This window comes from Brumimicrobium glaciale, assembly GCF_004152935.1.
GTDB classification, from domain to species: Bacteria; Bacteroidota; Bacteroidia; order Flavobacteriales_D; family Crocinitomicaceae; genus Brumimicrobium; species Brumimicrobium glaciale.
In genome coordinates this window covers 158077-176852 of sequence record NZ_SETE01000002.1, presented here as the reverse complement: position 1 = coordinate 176852, position 18776 = coordinate 158077, and the positions used below count along the sequence as shown (strand labels likewise).

At 32.8% G+C, this 18776-nt stretch carries 15 protein-coding genes; 12 read left to right on the top strand and 3 right to left on the bottom strand.

The window, feature by feature from the left end:
* Positions 1-658 precede the first annotated feature (658 nt).
* The 12 genes from hemB to ERX46_RS04395 all read left to right on the top strand — a co-directional run bounded on the left by hemB (position 659) and on the right by ERX46_RS04395 (position 13944).
* Positions 659-1630, top strand: a complete 972-nt coding sequence (gene hemB, locus ERX46_RS04450; RefSeq protein WP_130092639.1) for a porphobilinogen synthase — start codon at positions 659-661, stop codon at positions 1628-1630.
* Between the two features lie 130 nt (positions 1631-1760).
* Entirely contained in the window at positions 1761-2636 is an 876-nt protein-coding gene (locus ERX46_RS04445) for a T9SS type A sorting domain-containing protein (RefSeq protein WP_130092638.1), read from the top strand.
* 194 nt (positions 2637-2830) lie between these two features.
* Positions 2831-5170, top strand: a complete 2340-nt coding sequence (locus ERX46_RS04440) for a TonB-dependent receptor (protein WP_130092637.1) — start codon at positions 2831-2833, stop codon at positions 5168-5170.
* Between the two features lies 1 nt (position 5171).
* A complete protein-coding gene (locus ERX46_RS04435; protein ID WP_165366149.1) occupies positions 5172-5966 on the top strand; it encodes a DUF4249 domain-containing protein in 795 nt (264 codons plus the stop codon).
* A 106-nt stretch (positions 5967-6072) separates the two neighbouring features.
* Positions 6073-7854 (top strand): T9SS type A sorting domain-containing protein, encoded by a 1782-nt coding sequence (locus ERX46_RS04430; protein ID WP_130092635.1) that lies wholly within the window; start codon positions 6073-6075, stop codon positions 7852-7854.
* 132 nt (positions 7855-7986) lie between these two features.
* A complete protein-coding gene (locus ERX46_RS04425; RefSeq protein WP_130092634.1) occupies positions 7987-8766 on the top strand; it encodes an MBL fold metallo-hydrolase in 780 nt (259 codons plus the stop codon).
* Between the two features lie 126 nt (positions 8767-8892).
* Complete coding sequence (locus ERX46_RS04420; protein WP_130092633.1) at positions 8893-9639, top strand: hypothetical protein; 747 nt, start codon at positions 8893-8895, stop codon at positions 9637-9639.
* A 235-nt stretch (positions 9640-9874) separates the two neighbouring features.
* Positions 9875-10336, top strand: a complete 462-nt coding sequence (locus tag ERX46_RS04415) for an FKBP-type peptidyl-prolyl cis-trans isomerase (RefSeq protein WP_130092632.1) — start codon at positions 9875-9877, stop codon at positions 10334-10336.
* A gap of 126 nt (positions 10337-10462) precedes the next feature.
* On the top strand, positions 10463-10696 hold the full coding sequence (locus tag ERX46_RS04410) for a hypothetical protein (RefSeq protein WP_130092631.1): 234 nt from the start codon (positions 10463-10465) through the stop codon (positions 10694-10696).
* Between the two features lie 110 nt (positions 10697-10806).
* Positions 10807-12237: a tetratricopeptide repeat protein gene (locus tag ERX46_RS04405; RefSeq protein WP_130092630.1), complete on the top strand. Its 1431-nt coding sequence runs from the start codon at positions 10807-10809 to the stop codon at positions 12235-12237.
* Positions 12224-13039 (top strand): phosphosulfolactate synthase, encoded by an 816-nt coding sequence (locus ERX46_RS04400; protein WP_130092629.1) that lies wholly within the window; start codon positions 12224-12226, stop codon positions 13037-13039. Before ERX46_RS04405 ends, ERX46_RS04400 begins: the two co-directional genes overlap by 14 nt.
* Before the next feature lie 5 nt (positions 13040-13044).
* On the top strand, positions 13045-13944 hold the full coding sequence (locus ERX46_RS04395; RefSeq protein ID WP_130092628.1) for a WD40 repeat domain-containing protein: 900 nt from the start codon (positions 13045-13047) through the stop codon (positions 13942-13944).
* 958 nt (positions 13945-14902) lie between these two features.
* Here ERX46_RS04395 and ERX46_RS04390 read toward each other — a convergent pair.
* The 3 genes from ERX46_RS04390 to yidC all read right to left on the bottom strand — a co-directional run bounded on the left by ERX46_RS04390 (position 14903) and on the right by yidC (position 18762).
* On the bottom strand, positions 14903-15517 hold the full coding sequence (locus ERX46_RS04390) for an L-threonylcarbamoyladenylate synthase (RefSeq protein WP_130092627.1): 615 nt from the start codon (positions 15515-15517) through the stop codon (positions 14903-14905).
* A 646-nt stretch (positions 15518-16163) separates the two neighbouring features.
* A complete protein-coding gene (locus tag ERX46_RS04385) occupies positions 16164-16649 on the bottom strand; it encodes a DUF2141 domain-containing protein (RefSeq protein WP_130092626.1) in 486 nt (161 codons plus the stop codon).
* Positions 16650-16800: 151 nt separating this feature from the next.
* Positions 16801-18762 carry a membrane protein insertase YidC gene (gene yidC, locus ERX46_RS04380; protein ID WP_130092625.1) on the bottom strand — a complete coding sequence of 654 codons (1962 nt, stop codon included), beginning with the start codon at positions 18760-18762 and terminating at the stop codon, positions 16801-16803.
* Between the last annotated feature and the right edge of the window lie 14 nt (positions 18763-18776).

Genomic DNA, 18776 nt, shown 5'->3' with positions numbered 1-18776 from the left:
GTGGGGTTTTGTATTATATCTATTTGTTTTAAACCAAGGACTTACGTCCTTGGTTACTAATATGCCGTCCCGCCGGGACTAACCAACTGAAAAACAGGGTGCCATATACTTGATTGTAAAAAATAAATGATGATTTTGATAAATGCTTTAAAACACAACTCGTTTAGGTTACAGTTAAATTCGTAGTAGAACTTTTAATTTTTCGAAGGATTAAAATTGATTACTCATAGCATTTCATATAAAGCTAATTTCTCAAATTGATATCTTTTGAAGGTTTTAATTAGTGTTAACTAGACTTGAAATAATTATGAAATTTATTATGAATTAAAATATTTATTTTTAAAATGCTTATCGGGCATCTTACCCCTAAAAAAGTTATACTCTTAATTATTATTTTCTTCCTACTTTTTGAATGCACACCTCTATTAGTCTGTCATCCTTCAATCGATAAAATCTTTAATTTTTCGATTGAAGGATTTCTTATGTATTCCTAAAATTGTTCAGCTTGTAAATATTTAGGGGTAAAGAAAAGGATAGGCATATTCTTTAATTCAGAAAGGAATCATTTTGAATTTCTTTACTGTTAAAACTAGTAACGATGTCTTTTAATCTTAAATTTGTAATCGAAAATAATTGTATCACAAAATAATATTTAGATATGTATCAGCGTCCACGTAGAAACAGAAAATCAGCTGCCATTAGAGGAATGGTGGAAGAAACGAATTTAAGCGTTTCTCATCTAATTTATCCTTTGTTTGTTGCTGAAAACCCAAATGAAAAATCTGAGATTATTTCTATGCCTGGTATTTTTCGTTGGGGGACGGAAAAAGTTCTAGCAGAAATCGAAGAATGTATCGAACTAGGAATACAAAATTTCGTTCTTTTTCCAGTCGTTCCAGAAAAATACAAAACGAAAAGGGGAGAATACAGTGCAGATGAAAATAATTTTTACCTTAAAGTAGCTACTGAAATTAAAAAACGTTTTCCAGAAATCGCTTTGATGAGCGATGTTGCTTTAGATCCATACAGTACTGATGGACATGATGGAATTGTTGAAAATGGAATTATATTGAATGATGAAACGCTTCCTGTTTTGGCAAATATGAGTTTGGCACAAGCACAAGCAGGGTTTGATATCATCGGACCTTCTGATATGATGGATGGTAGAATTAGAGCAATTCGTGAAATTCTAGATGACAATAGTTACGATCAAACTAGTATAATGGCATACAGTGCAAAATATGCAAGTGCTTTTTATGGTCCTTTTAGAGATGCATTAGATTCTACGCCTAAATCTGGTGATAAAAAATCGTATCAAATGAATCCAGCCAATAAAAAAGAAGCCATTCTTGAAGCGATTCTGGATGTTGAAGAAGGAGCTGACTTTTTAATGGTTAAGCCTGCCCTTTCTTATTTAGATGTTATTCATGTGCTAAGTGAAAACTTTGTTCTTCCAATTACTGCATATAATGTTTCTGGAGAATATGCTATGGTAAAAGCAGCTTCGGAAAAAGGTTGGCTAAATTATGATGCTACAATGCAAGAAACACTTTTAAGTATGAGAAGAGCAGGAGCAAATGCTATTTTGACTTACCATGCTAAGGATTTTGCACAATTGCATAAAAAGTAATTCTAGTTTTATAAACTTTCTGGTCGAAAACAGTATGGAATTTATAAAGTCCGCCTGTTTTCGATCAGAAACTATATAATTCAATTTATTGGTATTTAGTATTCTATAAATTGTTTCTTATATTTACTAAATGAAAGAATTACTACTCGCCTTAACAGTTTTATCTTCTTTTGTTGCTTATAGTCAATCTGTTTTGACCAGAGGTGAGGTTTGGGATTTTGAAATAGGGGATGAATTTCATTATAGTTTTAATAATTACCCTGGTACAATGGTCGAGCGAAACACGATTATTGATAAGCACTTCTCTCAAAATAATGACACTATTTTCTACACCCAAAGTGAATCAAATTATTCAAACGGACCAGATGGAAATGGTGGAACAGCGCATTATTATTCTTACGACACAACAAACTATTACATTACAAACCTAAATAATCCAATCTCTCAATTTGGCGGTAGTTTTGAAATCTATGATGAGTACCTAGATTCCACATATTTTTATTTTCCAGACACGATTATAGATTACGATGTCAATTTATGCAATTTGGAAATTAACGGATATGATAGCTACCCACCTGTATTCGAATCTAATCATATCATTAGACTTTCCGGCAGAGGAGTAGGAACGGTTTGGACTTATCATTATGATCCCAGCAGCCCTTTTCCCTATTTAGAAGACAGAAAACTATATTATTACAAAAAAGGAAATTTCACATGCGGAACACTGAATACTGTTTCAATCGATTTAAATGAAATGCCAAATACAGAAATTAAAGTTTATCCACTTCCAGCCAATCAACAAGTGAATATTGATTTTGGAGCGCTTGAGTTAGTTCTTGATTTTCAACTAATCGATTTAAATGGAAAGCTCATTCCTATTGAGATGAATAAAGATTTCAATACTATTTATAGCTTTAGTTCGAAAGATATTCCAAATGGAATTTACTTTATTCATGCGTCTACTAAAAACACATCATTCAAAAGAAAGGTCATAATTACTCATTAGTATTTAGGTTAAAATTTAAATAAAGAGTTCTCTATCAATAATATTGTAAAGCATTTCTGAATTTAAACTACATTTGTACTTCTTGGATTTTAGAAGTAAATCAGCATATTGACGAAATAAGGATATGTATAAATTTAATTCGACCGAACATTTTAGAAATTTAGTTGTCTCCTATATTAAATAAACATCAAACAATGAAACAAAAAAGCTTACTTATTTTAGCATTTTGTATTACTACTGCATTACACTCATTTTCCCAAAACATAACCATCAGTGGAAGTATAACTGATGGAAGAAATGGTGAAGACCTTTTTGGAGCTTCTGTAATTGTATCGGATATGAGTAATACCGGAGCAAGAACAAATATTTATGGGTTCTATTCGCTTTCCATTCCTGCAGGAAAACATCAATTGATTTACAGAAATTCAGGTTTTGAGGAACAAGTGCTAGATTTAACTTTTACACAAGACACCTTAATAAATTTGGAGCTTTTCCTGTCTAAAGAAATTCAAGAGCTTGAAGAAGTAGAAATTACATCCAAAAGAACCAATGAAAATATTACTTCAGCTCAAATGGAAGTAACGCGTTTAGATCCCCAATCAATTAAAACAATTCCTATCTTATTCGGTGAGCAAGATGTTATGAAAACATTGCAGCTTACACCAGGTGTAAAAGGTGGAGGAGAAGGAAGTACAGGATTCTACGTTAGAGGGGGAGGTGCAGATCAAAACTTAATACTTCTGGACGAATCTACTGTTTACAATGCATCACACTTATTAGGGTTTTTCTCTGTTTTTAATTCTGATGCTATCAAAGATGTTTCATTGTATAAGTCTGGAATTCCAGCCGAATATGGTGGTCGTGCTTCTTCTGTTATGGATGTTAGAATGCGTGATGGGAACAATAAAAATTTCGCAGCTTCTGGTGGAATCGGTCTAATTTCATCCCGTTTAACGCTTGAAGGTCCAATTGTTAAAGACAAAAGCTCATTCATAATTTCTGGAAGAAGAAGTTATGCCGATTTATTTTTAGTTTTTGCTCCAGATGAAGACATTAGAGATGCAAAATTGTTTTTTTATGATTTGAATGCAAAGGTTAACTATAAAATCAGCGATAAAGATAGAATCTATATTTCTGGATATTTTGGTAGAGACAAATTTGCGGTTAATGAAGATTTTGGTTTCAATTGGGGAAATAAAACAGGGACTTTAAGATGGAATCACTTGTATAACGACAAGCTATTTGTGAACACCTCATTTATTTATAGCTCTTTCGATTATGAATTCAGCATTGGACAAGGTGAAGATGGATTTGGAATAAGATCTTCCATAAGAGATTTTAACTTAAAACAAGATTATAGTTATTTCTTGAACTCAAACAATAGTTTAAAGTTTGGTTTTAATGGAATTCACCATACTTTCGAACCAGGTGTCTTGGAGAGTGGAGCCAATATAGGTTTTAATCAAATCAATTTACCCAAAAGACATGCATTAGAAATCGGAGGTTACCTTCAAAACGAACAGACTGTTGGAAATCGCTGGGCGTTTATGTATGGTTTGAGATATTCAGGTTTCAACTATATGGGAACAGGAACAGCTTATGAATTCGCTGAAAATGGAGAGGTTTTATCTGAAAAAACCTATGATTCTTGGGAATCTATAAAGTATTATCAAGGTTTTGAACCTCGACTTTCAGCAAGTTTTATAATCAACGAAAGCAATTCTATTAAGGCAGGATACAATAGAATATTTCAATACATTCATCAATTATCGAATGCTACTACAAGCAGTCCAACAGATGTTTGGGTTCCTACTTCAAATAATGTTAAACCGCAAATTGGAGATCAATTGGCCTTAGGATATTACAAAAATTTCAAAAAAGATGAGTACCAAGTTTCTGTTGAAACATATTACAAATGGTTACAAAATCAAATTGACTACAAACCAAACGCTAACTTATTGCTGAATAGTCAAATCGAAAGAGAGTTAGTTTATGGTGAAGGAAGAGCTTATGGCGTGGAGTTTCAAATAAAGAAAACAAAAGGAAAACTTACAGGATGGTTCAATTATACTTTATCTCGCGCTTTAAGATCATTTGAAGATATTGATGGAGGAACGGAGTTTTCTGCAAGACAAGATAGAATTCATGATTTGAACTTAGTATTAACTTATGACATTAATAAAAAACTTGTTGTGAGTACAAGTTTTGTTTATTACACAGGTGATGCTGTAACTTTTCCAAGCGCTTTATATGAAATGGATGGTTATGAAGTACCTTATGTTGGAAAGCGAAATGCAAATAGATTACCAGATTATCACAGGTTAGATTTAGGTTTGACTTGGTATTTGAAAGAACGCAAGAACTACAAACACAATTTAAGCTTCTCAATTTACAATGTTTACAATAGAGAAAACGCTTTCTCTATAAGGTTTGTTGATGATTTTGAAGACAATCAAACTGGGCAAACACAAGCTGTTCAAACCGCATTGTTTAAAATTATACCTTCAATTACTTATAACTTTAACTTTAAATAAGATGAAAAATATATTTTATATCTCCATTCTTTTTCTTTTGGCAACAACTTCATGTCAAAAGGTAATTGATTTAAAAGTAGACGATGCAGAACCAAAAATGGTTATTGAAGCTAAATACGACGTTATAAAACAAGAAGTTTTCGTTAAGCTTTCAAAAACTATAAGTGTATTTTCAGCTGATAATTATCCTCAAATTAATAGTGCAACTGTTGAAATAACGGATGCAAACGGAGTTACCACATTACTAAGTAATCAAGGGGATGGAACTTATCTTTTAGAAAACTATGTTCCAATATTTGGCAGTCAATACAAAATTAGGATAAATGTTGCTGGTGATATCTACGAAGCATCTGATGATTTAGTAAATGTTGTTCCATTAGATTCTTTAAATGCAGAGTTTCAAGAAGAATCACCATTTTCTGAAGAAGGTTATGTCATTTTTATGAATGCAACAGATCCCGTAGGTCCAAACTTTTATCGTGCAATACGTAAGGTAAATGGAGAATATAAGCGAGAAATTAGAGATCAGTTTTTGTTTGATGATAGTTTCTCAGAAGGAAATACGCAAAGCGTTCCAATATTCACAGAATTATATCAAGTGGATGATACTGTGAGTATAGAGTTAATTTCTTACAGTAAAAAATCTTACACTTACTTTCAAGAGTTGCAGGATATTGCATCAGGTTCAGGAGCTTCAGCCGCACCTGCAAATCCAACATCTAACTGGTCTAAAGAAGCACTGGGACATTTTACTGTTTTTGGATATGACACCAAAACAATCATCATTAAAGAGTAATGATTTAATTTATTGTTAATAACTATTGGATAAGACTTAACGTTTCCTTAATGTGATTAAGGATAAGTTATTATATTTTTGTAAAAAATCATTTAAAAAAATAACTATGAAAAAAATTTACTTATTAATGATGTTGTTTATAACATCAACCGTAATGGGACAAACTCCAATCATTACCATGATTTTGGATGGTGATTGTACAGGAGGAACTCCAAAAGTACTTGAAATCTATGCACAAGGAACTGTCGATTTCTCAAACTATACTTTAGAAAAACAAGGGAATGGTAATCCATGGGCAGATGCATTTGATTTAACGCCTCTTGGAACTATAACAGATGACTTTGTCTATTTATATGCTACCAATACAACAGCTACAAATTTTTCAACTGAATTTCCTAACGTAACTAACTCTTATGAGGTTACAGGAAGTGCAATGAATTTTAATGGTGACGATGGTGTAAGAATTATCGAAACAACTACATCTAATGTTATAGATACTTATGGTGTTGAACTTATTGATGGAACTGGTGAAATATGGGAATACAAAGATGGATACGCAAAAAGAATGGACTATACAGGTCCTGATGGAGTTTTTGTACCAGGAAATTGGACATTCGCTAACGGTGGTGTAGACGGACTTTGTGGAACAACAACTTTCGAAGTTATTGCAAACGCAGGATCTTACATTTATACTGCATCAGGAACTCCAACAGTAACTGCTTCTGCAGGTGTTGTTGCTGGATTCACTCAAATTGTTGGTGCGCCATCAGATGAAGAATCATTTGATGTATCAGGAATTGACTTGACTGCTGATATTATGATTTCTGTTAATTCAGGAGACTATGAGATTTCTTTAACTTCAGGTACTGGGTTTGGTGCTTCTGTAACAATTCCTTTTGGAACTGGTGTAGTTGCTGCGACTCCTGTTTATGTTCGTTTGAATGGTGCAGTAATTGCTAATCCATCAAATGGTGATTTATTAATTACTTCTACCGGATCTACTGACGTAACTGTTACTTTGGAAGGTCAAGTTGTTGACTTTACTGCTAGTACTGTTGCTGCTGTAACAGGTATTGATGCTGACGGTGTTGGTACTTCAAATGGTGAGTTTGTAACTTTAACTGGTGTTCTTCACTGTGATAACTTTAGAGGTACAGGATCTGGATACGATCTAACTTTGATTGATGACAACAATGATGGAATAATGGTATTTAGCTTTGATGATATCGGTACTTTCATGCCAACAGAAGGTGATGAAGTTACAATCGATGGTGAAATCAGCCAATTCAACGGAATAATTCAAATTAACCCAATCACTATCACTGTTGTTTCTCAAGGTGCTGCTTTACAAGCTCCAACTGTTGTAACAATGTTAGATGAGTCAACTGAAAGCCAATTTATTAAAATTGAAAACCTTACACTAGTAAATGGTGAAGCTACATGGCCAGATAATGGTAACATTGATGTAACAGACGGAACTACTACTTTTATGGTAAGAGTTACTTATGCTTCTTCTTTAGCTAATGCAGCTACACCATTAGGTGCATTTAACATGATGGGTATTGGTAAACAATTTGACAACAGTAATCCATTTACAGAAGGTTACCAAATCTTCCCATGTTCTGTTGAAGATGTTGTTGGTTTATCAGATAATGAGTTTACAGGTGTTTCTGTATACCCTAATCCTGTTACTGATGTATTGAACATTACAAACGAGAATGGTTTACTTGAAACTGTAGAAGTTGTTTCTGCATCAGGAAGTGTTGTTTATACTTCTTCTGTTTCTTCAGCAAACGTTACTGTAAATACTGCAAATTTAAATGCTGGTGTTTATTTCGTAAACGTTCGTACTGCAAACAGTGTGAAAACATTTAAAGTGATTAAGTAATAACTTAACCTTATATATAGAAAAGTCCAGGCGTTATCGTCTGGACTTTTTTTATGCCTAATAATTACAGTAAATGAAATTTTATCCATCAATTGAAAGATAAATTGGTATTAGTTTATAATTTTAAGGAATATGAAAGAAAAGCTTACTGTAAAAGTTTTAGGATCGGGAACCTCGCAAGGAGTTCCGGTAATTGGATGTCAATGTGAAGTCTGTACTTCAAAAGATGCAAAAGATAATCGGTTAAGAAGTTCAATTTTATTTACTTGGAATGATCAAAACTTTGTCATTGACTCAGGACCTGATTTTCGTCAGCAAATGCTCAGAGAGGACGTCCGAAGTTTGCGTGCTGTTATTTACACACATGAACACAAAGACCATGTTGCAGGAATGGACGATGTTAGATCTTTTAATTTTCTAGAGGGCAGGAGCATGGAGCTATTTTGTACCGATGCTGTTTCAGATGCTTTAAAAAACGAATTTCATTATGCTTTCGGAACCAATGTTTATCCAGGAGCGCCGCGTGTAAACATTAATATTATTGAGAACAAACCTTTTCAATTGCCAGATGGACCAATGATTACACCGATCCTGACTTATCACTATAAGATGCCAGTTTTCGGTTATAGAATAGGGGACTTTGCCTACCTTACAGATGTTAAGACCATTCCGGTTGAAGAATTGAAAAAACTAAAAGGAGTGGAGACGTTAATTATCGACTGTTTAAGAGAAGAACCACATATTTCTCATTTGAATTTGGAGGAAGCCCTAGATATTATCAACTACTTACATCCCAAGCAAAGCTATTTAACCCATATTTCTCATTTATTTGGAACCCATGAGCAGATAAAAGCTAAGCTTCCGAGGTCCGTTTCACCTGCTTTTGATGGTTTAACTATTAAGATTGAATAAATTTAAGTCTATAAGTCTATTGATTGAACGGTTATTAACATTTAGCTATTGAAAAATATGACGTAAAAAGTATGATTAAATCTAAAGTCTTGTTATCTTTAAATCGAATTATTAAAACTTATAATTATGAAAAAAGTTATTTTAACAGGTTGCCTAGCAATGTCTGCTTTATTTGTAAGCAGTGTTAACGCACAAACTTATGCAGAAGTAGAAAAAGCAACTGACGCAACTCCATTTTCTATAGAGACGACTCTAACAGAGAATTTTGGAAACGGTATTACTTGGACAACACCTGCTTTAAGAGGTCGTTATTTCGTAAATGAAAACATAGGTGTACGTCTACAAATTAGTCTAGGAGACAATTTAGGAAGTGCAATGAATACAACTACTCGTTTTTCTGAAAATGCAGATGGTACTGGAGAAGAAGGAACATTAGAAGTAGATAGAATGGCTGCAATTTTCCAAGTAGGAGCAGAATACCATTTCTTAGGAACTCAAAAATTAGATCCATATTCTTACATTGGAATTAATTTTGGTTTTGGTAAGCAAACGACTACTGGAACTGATTATAATGACGGTGCTTTAGGGGTTCCTGGTACAGGTTATAACGCTGATTACAATTACGAAGCAATGGGTGGTTACTCATTAATTGGTGGTACTATCGGTCTAGGTATGGATTTCTACTTTGTAGAGAATGTATATGTAGGTGTTGAATTAGGTGTTGGTATCACTGGTTACAACTTCAAAGACAGTGAAAGAACTGATAATTTCTTATTAGGTGGAACTCCAACTGAAAATAAATTTACTGCACTTGGTGGTAGTGAGTCTTATTTAGGTACTCAAGGTTCTTTACGTTTAGGATGGAGATTCTAATCATATAGGAATTATATTATTAAAGAAGGGATTGGCGGAAACGTTAGTCCCTTTTTTTTGGTATCAGAAATAGTTTAAACCATGCACTTTAATGCATCTAGCTTAAGCTTCTGAAAATGTCAATATCTAACATCTAATGTCTAAATTGGTGTAAATTTAGGAAAGTGCTATAATCATTTATGGAATTTTTCGAATATATCATTTAGTATTCCTTAATTTTGAAAAAAAATAAAACATGAAAAAGATTATATTATTTGCTTCTATAGGTATATTGTTATTTGGAACTTCTTGTGAGAAAAACTTAAGTGCAGAAGATCAATTTGATAAGGACACGAAAGAAATAGAAGAATATATTTCAAATAAAAAGCTAGACGCAGTTAAAACATCATCAGGATTATATTATGTAATAACTGATGATGGAACAGGAAATCATCCAGTATCAAATGACAATGTTACAGTAAGGTATAAAGGATACACGACTGATGGAAACGTTTTTGATCAAAGTGATGAAGAAGGAATAACTTTTAATTTACAACAAGTTATTAAAGGTTGGACAGAAGGAATTCCATATTTTAAAGAAGGAGGAAAGGGTGTTTTATTGATTCCTTCAAAGTTAGGCTATGGAGAAAGTGGTTCTGGTTCTATTAAGCCAAATACTGTGCTCGTTTTTGATGTAGATTTGTTAGAAATTAAATAATCGCTGTTAAATATTTCGCTTTAGACATCAGCTTAAGGTGGGGGTTTGAATCAAAACACTTTGCATTTTTTAACTTTCAAAATTTTATATTTCAGCGTATTATTTCTACTTTGATAAAAAAAAGATATGAAATATACACCACAAATGTACGAGCAAAAGTTAAATGAATTTTTTGACAGACACGATCCGGGAAATAAATATCTATCACCGAAGATCGCTCAAGATTTCCCCGACAGACAAAGGGAAGTATTTGACCATCTCACAGCGGTTTATGCAAACAGGGAAGGGACTTTAGAAGGTGTTATGAATAAAGAAACGATATTAACCATTCCACCAAAAGCAAATACAGGTGTAGGTTAGAAAAATAGAAGATGTGCTAGACTTATTTAGTGCATCTTTTTGTTTAAAACAAAGGCGTGTTTCAACGTTATTTTAAATACATTTGAATTAGAATTTCGTATCTTAGCGCTATGTTTGAAGAAGAAAATGAAGAAGATTGGTTAAACCATGATTATCAACGAAGTTTAGCCAACTTTGATGAGATGTATGAGCGAAATGAATATATTTATATAGATTCAGAAGATGTGGAATTCATCTTGGATCATTTAATGATTTCAAACCAATTAAACAAAGCAGAATGGGCCGCTGAAAAAGCGCTTCAGCATTTCCCTACTAACAGCACAATTATTATTCGTCAAGCGCAAGTGATGTCCATGACAGGCAACACAAATACGGCGTTAAAAAAATTAATTAATCTTGAGCAAATTGAACCTAATAATTTAGATGTTCTATTGTCGATTGCTTCATGTTACAGTCAATTGAAACACAGCGATCAATCTGTAAAATATTTCCGTAAGGCTTTTCTAGTTGCAACAGGTGACGAGAAAATAGAAATTGCGATTGATTTAGCGATGGAGTTAGAAAGCAAGGAAGATTATCAATCTGCAATTAATATTTTAACGAGTACCATCAAAGAAGGATTTATTAGTGATTTAATGGCTTATGAATTAGCGCATTGCTATGAAAAAATAGGCGATTACGAAAATGCTGTAAAGAGCTTTTTAAGTTATATTGATGAAGATCCGTATTCGTATACTTCTTGGTATAATTTAGGAAATACGTATTCGAAAATGGATAAAACCGAAGAAGCTATATGGGCTTACGAATATGCTATTGTTATTCAAGATGATTTTGTACCTGCACTATATAATATTGCAAATGCCTATTTAGATGCCAATAAAATTGAGTCCGCTCTAGAGTATTATAAAAAATGCCTTGAATTAGACAAAAATGATCCAATGGTATTTTGTTCTATGGGAGAGTGTTATGAAGAATTAGCTAACTATGAAAAAGCTTATGAAATGTACCATAAAAGTACAGTTCTTTTGCCTCAATTATCAGATGCCTGGTTGGGTAAAGGAATCATGAGTGATTTAATGGAAAAATATACACGTGCGGTTCAAGAGTTATTAGTAGCTGTTGATTTAGAACCGGATAGAGGAGATTATTGGAGAGCATTAGCAAATGCTTACGAAAATAAAGAACAAAATGAACAAGCGTTAAAAGCCTACGAAAAAGCCATTAACTTAGAACCTAACGATAAAGAAATAATCATTGATTATCTTTCTTTTTTAGCTGGTCAATCTATGGAATTAGTTTTTGAAGCGGTTGAAAAGAATAAAGAATTAATTAATAATAATGTAACCAAAATGGTACTTTGTTATTGTCATTGGATGGTTGGAAATCAATCTGAATCCATGATAATTTTTGATGAAGTCTTGGAAAATGATATTATTTTAGCGAAAAGTTTATTTTTACATTTCCCTGAAATGAATAAAGCGTCATATTTTATAGACCGGTTACATGAACTTGATGAAAGTAAAGACAATGAAGAATTTTAGTTTACCATTTATCCCTGAAAGACTCGACAAACCTCGGGAAAAGGGATTGACAATGATGATGGATAAAGGCTTAAGCCTTTCCCAAACAGCAGACTTTATAGAAGCCAATGAACACCTTACAGATATTGTGAAGTTTGGATTTGGTACTGCTTTCGTGACCAATGATTTGGAAAAGAAAATAGCACTATATAAAGCACACAATATTCGTCCATATTTTGGGGGAACACTTTTCGAAGCATTTTATGCTAGAGGAATGTTTGAAGACTACCTTAGGTTGGTTGATAAATATGATTTGGATTTGGCTGAAATTTCAGATGGTTCAATCATTATTCCTCACGATGAAAAATGTGAGTTAATTAGAACAATGGCAAAAGATAGAACTGTTCTGTCTGAAGTTGGTTCTAAGGATTCTGGAATTTTAATTTCACCTAATAAGTGGATTAAAATGATGAGTACTGAGTTAGAAGCTGGTTCTTGGAAAGTGATTGCTGAAGGTAGAGAGAGTGGGAATGTTGGTGTCTTTAGGCCTAACGGAACTGCGCATACTTTCTTAATTAATAAGATTATTGCAAAGATAGAACCTAATAGCATCCTTTGGGAAGCGCCAATTAAAAATCAACAAGTTTGGTTTATTAAGTTGTTTGGAGCAAATGTTAACCTTGGAAATATAGCACCTCACGAAGTTATTCCATTGGAATGTTTGCGTATTGGATTGCGTGGAGATACTTTCTTTGAAAACCTTCCTGCTGATTATGCAGATCGTTTAAAGCAAGTAAATTCTGATGATATTGATGAAGATTAATAAAAATGGAAAAGATTAAGGGGTTAGAAAATATTCAATCGATAAGTGGTCACAATGGTGCTATTTATGATGCGATATTTTGTGACCCTTTTATTTTTACTACAAGTGCCGATAAATTTGTAGCGCAATGGGATCCAAATACTGGTGAACAAACTAATTTTGCTGTAAAATTAGAACGCTCGGCATATAATATTGCTTTTTCTCCTGAATCGAAACTATTGGCCGTTGGGTCTAATAATGGTGGTATTCATGTTATTGATACTGAAAAAAGAGAAGAGGTTAGATTACTAACACAACACAAAGTTGCAGTTTTTGCGCTGACTTATAGTAAAGAAAAGCAACATTTTTACTCTGGTGATAATGATGGCGTTTTCTGTGTTTGGGATGCTAAAACTTTTGATTTACTAATTACCTTGCCTTACAATTGCGGTAAGATTCGTGAGATTTCCTTGAGTAAAAATGGAGAATTTATCGCAATCTGTGGTCAGGACGGATATATTAGAATTCTTGAAACTTCATTTTTTAATCTTATTCATGAATTTAAAGCACATAAAGACGGAGCAAATTGTGCTTTGTTTGATGGTGACTTTTTATACACCGGAGGAAAAGATGCACACATCAAAAAATGGAATTGGAAAGAAGAGAAACTTCTGCTGAGTATTCCTGCACACAATTATGCAGTTTACGATTTAGATTTTTTTGACAATAAACAAAAAATGGTTTCTGTAAGTTTCGATAAAAGCATTAAACTTTGGAATACTGAAGATATTTCAATTATTGAAAGAATAGAATTTAAAGACAGAGGTCACAGACATACAGTGAATCGAATTGTGAAAATTTCAGAGGAATCTTTTGCTACTGTTGGCGATGATCGAAAAATTAAGGTTTGGAGGTTGAAAGAATAATTTCTGTTTTAAGTAAAAGATCCTATAACGAATAAATAAAGCTTTAGGATTACTCATTTAGAGCGCAGGAATTAAACCAGCATAATACATACTTTCCAAACCGGCAATAATGGCCATAAATCAGTAATCTAAAATCGATCCTTCAATCCAAAAGGTCATAGATTTTATCGATTTTTAGGATGACCATTTCATCCACCCATTTTTTAACCCCTACCTATAACAATCACGCGTTGCACAGCGTTGCAAAGAGCTTGTCGTGGTGAGCTTATCGAAATGTCATCCTTCGGAAAACAATAAAACTTGTTTTCCGAAGGATCTATTTTATTTATGCAAGATGATTACGCACGCCTTTGACTTACTCATTTGTAAGAATTTTATCCGCATTCTAAAGGAGGCAATATTTAAAAGAAAAGGTTCTGCGATTTAAATGGATAACACTATAAAGTTTTAAGTTCTACTCTGATTTTAATGGTTTATTGTAAATAACAAGCTTTATGCAAAATGAAGACCCAAGAGCTTTGATTGATCTTTTTGGCTGCGCTGTAATGGAACGAGGATGACACGGGCCTTCGACAAGCTCAGTCACCGAAGAGCAATCCGTTGACTGAGCCTGTCGAAGGAAATGCGGCAAATGGAAAACGTTTTTAAAAGAATGAAAATTACATCAAAATATTTAGGTTATATCTTAGAATACTCAGTCACCGTTTTAGCAACGCGGATGATCGTGGATTTTTTCACCTGTGGTGTTTTCGGATAATCGCGGATTTTAAAAAAAAAGTATATTTTTAGAAAAGTCTTTAAGGTTTATTCTCAATGGCACGCGATATTCCACTAAATTCGTGGTAGATCCAAGTTTTATTATCGTAAATTAAATTAACCACACTTTTCTATATTGAACAAAAAAAAAGGGCTGCTGGCAAAACCGCCAACAACCCTTTTACATTACTAAAAAAAACATTTAATCTAATTGTCCAACACCTTGACGAATAATTTCAGGTGCATCACCAGTACAATCAATAACTGTAGAAGCTTCTAGTTTCCCAGGTCCTCCATCAATAATTGTATTTACTTGTTCATCGAATTGTTCGTATATCTTATAAGGATCAATAAAGTATTCCAACATTTCATCTTCGTTATTATTCAAAGAAGTTGTTACCAAAGGATTTCCTAAAGCTTCAACAATTGCCAAAACGATATTGTTATCTGGAATTTTTATCCCTAATTCGGTTCTATTTGTATCAAATAATTTTGTGACTTCACTTGAAGCATTTAAAATGTAGGTGAATGGACCAGGTAATGATTTTTTCATCATTTTAAACGTAGGCTGGGGCAAGTGTTTAACATATTCAGAAACCTGACTAAGATCTTTGCAGATAATTGAAAACTTAGATTGTTTAAGCTTCATACCTTTAAACTTAGCTAACTTTTCTAAAGCTTTTTTGTTTTTTAAATCACATCCAATTGCATAAACTGAATCGGTTGGATAAATAATGATTTCGCCTTTTCTCAACTCTTTTACAATGTCATCGATTAGTCGTTTATCGATGTTGTTGTTATTAATTTCTATTAACATAGATTCATTTTTTAGATTACTCAAGTAAGTTAGTCAAAAAAATGAAATGTAAAATAATTTATGGGCCAAAAATAGACAATCTTTAAAAAGATATTGGCTCTATATGAAATACTGTGGGTAATCAATTTTAATCCTTTGAAAAATTAATAGTTCTAGTACGAATTTAACTGTAACCTACACGAGTTGTATTTCAAAGTATTTATCAAAATTAACATTTAATATTTACAAACAAGGACATAGATGTCTGTATTTCAATAGATTAGTCCCGGAGGGGCGGCATATTAATAGCCAAGGACGTAAGTCCTTGGTTTAAAACAAATAGATATAATACAAAACCCAACAAAATCGACCTAATTGCATGCAATTAGGTCGATTTTGTTGGGTTTGTATCGTTTGGCGGATGGACTTACGTCCATCCCTATTAACATGCCGTCCCTCTGTGACTTCGAACAATAAACACTTAAATAACAGTAATTTATGAAGTTAAGCGAAATGTATTTTAATAGAAAGTGTCTATTTAAATAAAAGTAGAACCAAATTAACAATCGTTTAGCTTCAATTAAAAGCATAGATTTTAAATCTACCCACACAAAATCACATAGAACCGAGATATTTATTGTTCAGGCATCATTGTTTTCCTAGTATTCTAGTAATAAACCATATTGATCTGAATAGCTTGATTATTTTTTGAAAACTTAAATTTAGCTTGTTCAAAATTGGGAGGTCCAAAAGTTCCTTTTGCGTCATTACTCATTCCAATTCCTTCATTAGGAATTCCTAAAAAATTTGTTTCTAGTTTATTATTTTCATTCTCATCATGAATTATACTAACGGCATATTCACCAAAAGGCATGTTTTCTATTTCAATACGAGAAGCATTCCCCGCGATATTACCCAGAACTAAATATTTCGCTTTATTAGTAGCGTTTGGAAAACCATCAGATGAATTAAATACACTCACTCCAATCTTGCCTTTGTTATTATTGGTATTACTGACTTCAATAATTAGTTTACCTGAATTATTATTTTGTGTTAATGAAACGGAAGCAAAGAACAATCCAAATAATAAAAATAAGAAGTACTTTTTAAAGTTGAATGTTTGAAGGAGTGGAGCAGCGCCAGATTTATACATTTATAAGGAATTAAGATTTATTAATTAATCTCAATAAATATAGTAATAAAAATATTTGGAGTTTGTCCATAATTAACTAATCAGCAAAAAAAATCAGCCTTACTCAAAAATGAATAAGGCTGATCCTGTATTTTGTAAAGTAAAACAGTGTTTATTTCTTACCGTTTTTCAATTTTTCTTGTTGTGCTTTTTGCATTTGCTCCAAACGTTCTTGGAATTTTGACTTTCCTTTTTTCTTCCCACCATCTTTTTTGCTTGCCACTTGGCGAGCAGCCATTTTAGCTTTCAATTTATCTTCATTAACAAAGAAGTTTTTAATCATTACCATTGTTAAAATAGACATCAATGTAGAGATAAAGTAATAATAACTCAATCCAGATGCATAATTATTGAAGAAGAAAATCATCATAAAAGGGAAGAAGTACATGATGACTTTCATGTTTGGCATTCCAGGTTGTGATGGTTGTTGCATGTTACTACTGTTCAAAACAGTGTAGAATAAAGTAGTCACAGCCATTAATAACGTAAATAAACTTACGTGAGCTCCATAGAAAGGAATGTTAAAACTCAAGTCTAAAACAGAGTCATAACTAGATAAATCCTCTGCCCACAAGAAACTTTCTTGACGCAATGTAAATGTACTTGGGAAGAAACGGAATACCGCAAATAAAATTGGCATTTGAATTAACATAGGAACACAGCCCGCAAGTGGACTAGCGCCAGACTCTCGGTAGAGCGACATCATTTCCATTTGTTTTTTCATTGCGTCATCTTTCTCTGGAAATTTCTTGTTAATTTCTTCAACTTCTGGTTTCAAAATTCTCATTTTAGCAGAAGAAGCATACATTTTCCATTGAATAGGAGTTAAAATTAACTTTATACCTACTGTCAATAATAAAATTGCAATCCCTAAGTTCATTCCAAAAGCAGCCAACCAAACAAATAATGGTTGAATAGCATAGATATTGATCCATCTAAACAATCCCCAACCGTAGTTGATAATGTCTTCCGTTCCGTTCGCATAAGACTCTAATAAATCGTAATCGTTAGGACCAAAGAACCATTTCATCTCAGCGCTACCGTTACCAGTATTGCTAATTGCTAGATTTAAACTAGAATTGTATACTTTAATATGTGATGAATCTTTCTCAGAACCTTCAGCATAATTAGTCACTTTAAATGAAGTACCTTCTTTTTTGAATCCTTTCTCAGGCATCATGATAGAGGAGAAGTAACTTTGTTTAAAGGCTACCCAATCAACATCAGTTTCAGCGTTGAACTCATCATCAGAATGTTCAGATAAATAATCGTATGAACCATTTTTCTCTTTAAAGAATACCGTTGAAATCCTACGTTGTTCAGTTAATAAACGTTCTGTTTTTAATAGCTCAACGTGCCAGTCTAAAAATACTTTCTCAGGATTTACTTCTCCTTCAAAACCATTCATCTTTACCTCATAATTAATGTGGTATTGATCTGGAGTTATAGAATAAATTTGTTCAATTGATTTTCCTCCTTTAAAGTTAGCAATAAATGAAATGTAACTATCCGTGTTTTTCGAAATCTCAAAAGCAATTCCTGAAGTGTTTTGCTCCCCATCATCAGTGTTAAAAACTAGTCCGTTAGAAGCAACCTCTTCATTGAATAGTTGAAGTGGTTCAATCTTATCTGTCCCCTCGTTTTTTCTGAAGTCATCATAAGTTTGATGATCTTTTAAATAAACACTTTTAACACCACCACCTTTGTTCGTTAAAACAACTTTTAACTTTTCGTTTTCTAGGAAGTAAGTTTCCTCTTCAACATCTCGGGCTTTAACAATACCCTCTTTTTTGACTGGAGTTACTTCTGTTGTGTAAACAACATTTCCTAAACTATCAAGAACAGGTTCACCTTTTAAATCTAATTTCGCAATAGGTTCTGTTTTTTCAACAGCCTTTTTCTCAACTTTTTCTTTTTTGTCAGCTTTTTCAACTGCATCTTTTTGACTTTGTGCAATTTGTTCTTGCTGAGCCATTCTTTCTTTAAGCTCTTCTTCTGAAGGTTGGTTAAAGAAGGTAAAAAGTGCAAGTATTACACCAATTAAACCTAAACCAATAATTGTATTTTTATCCATTACACTTTATTTCT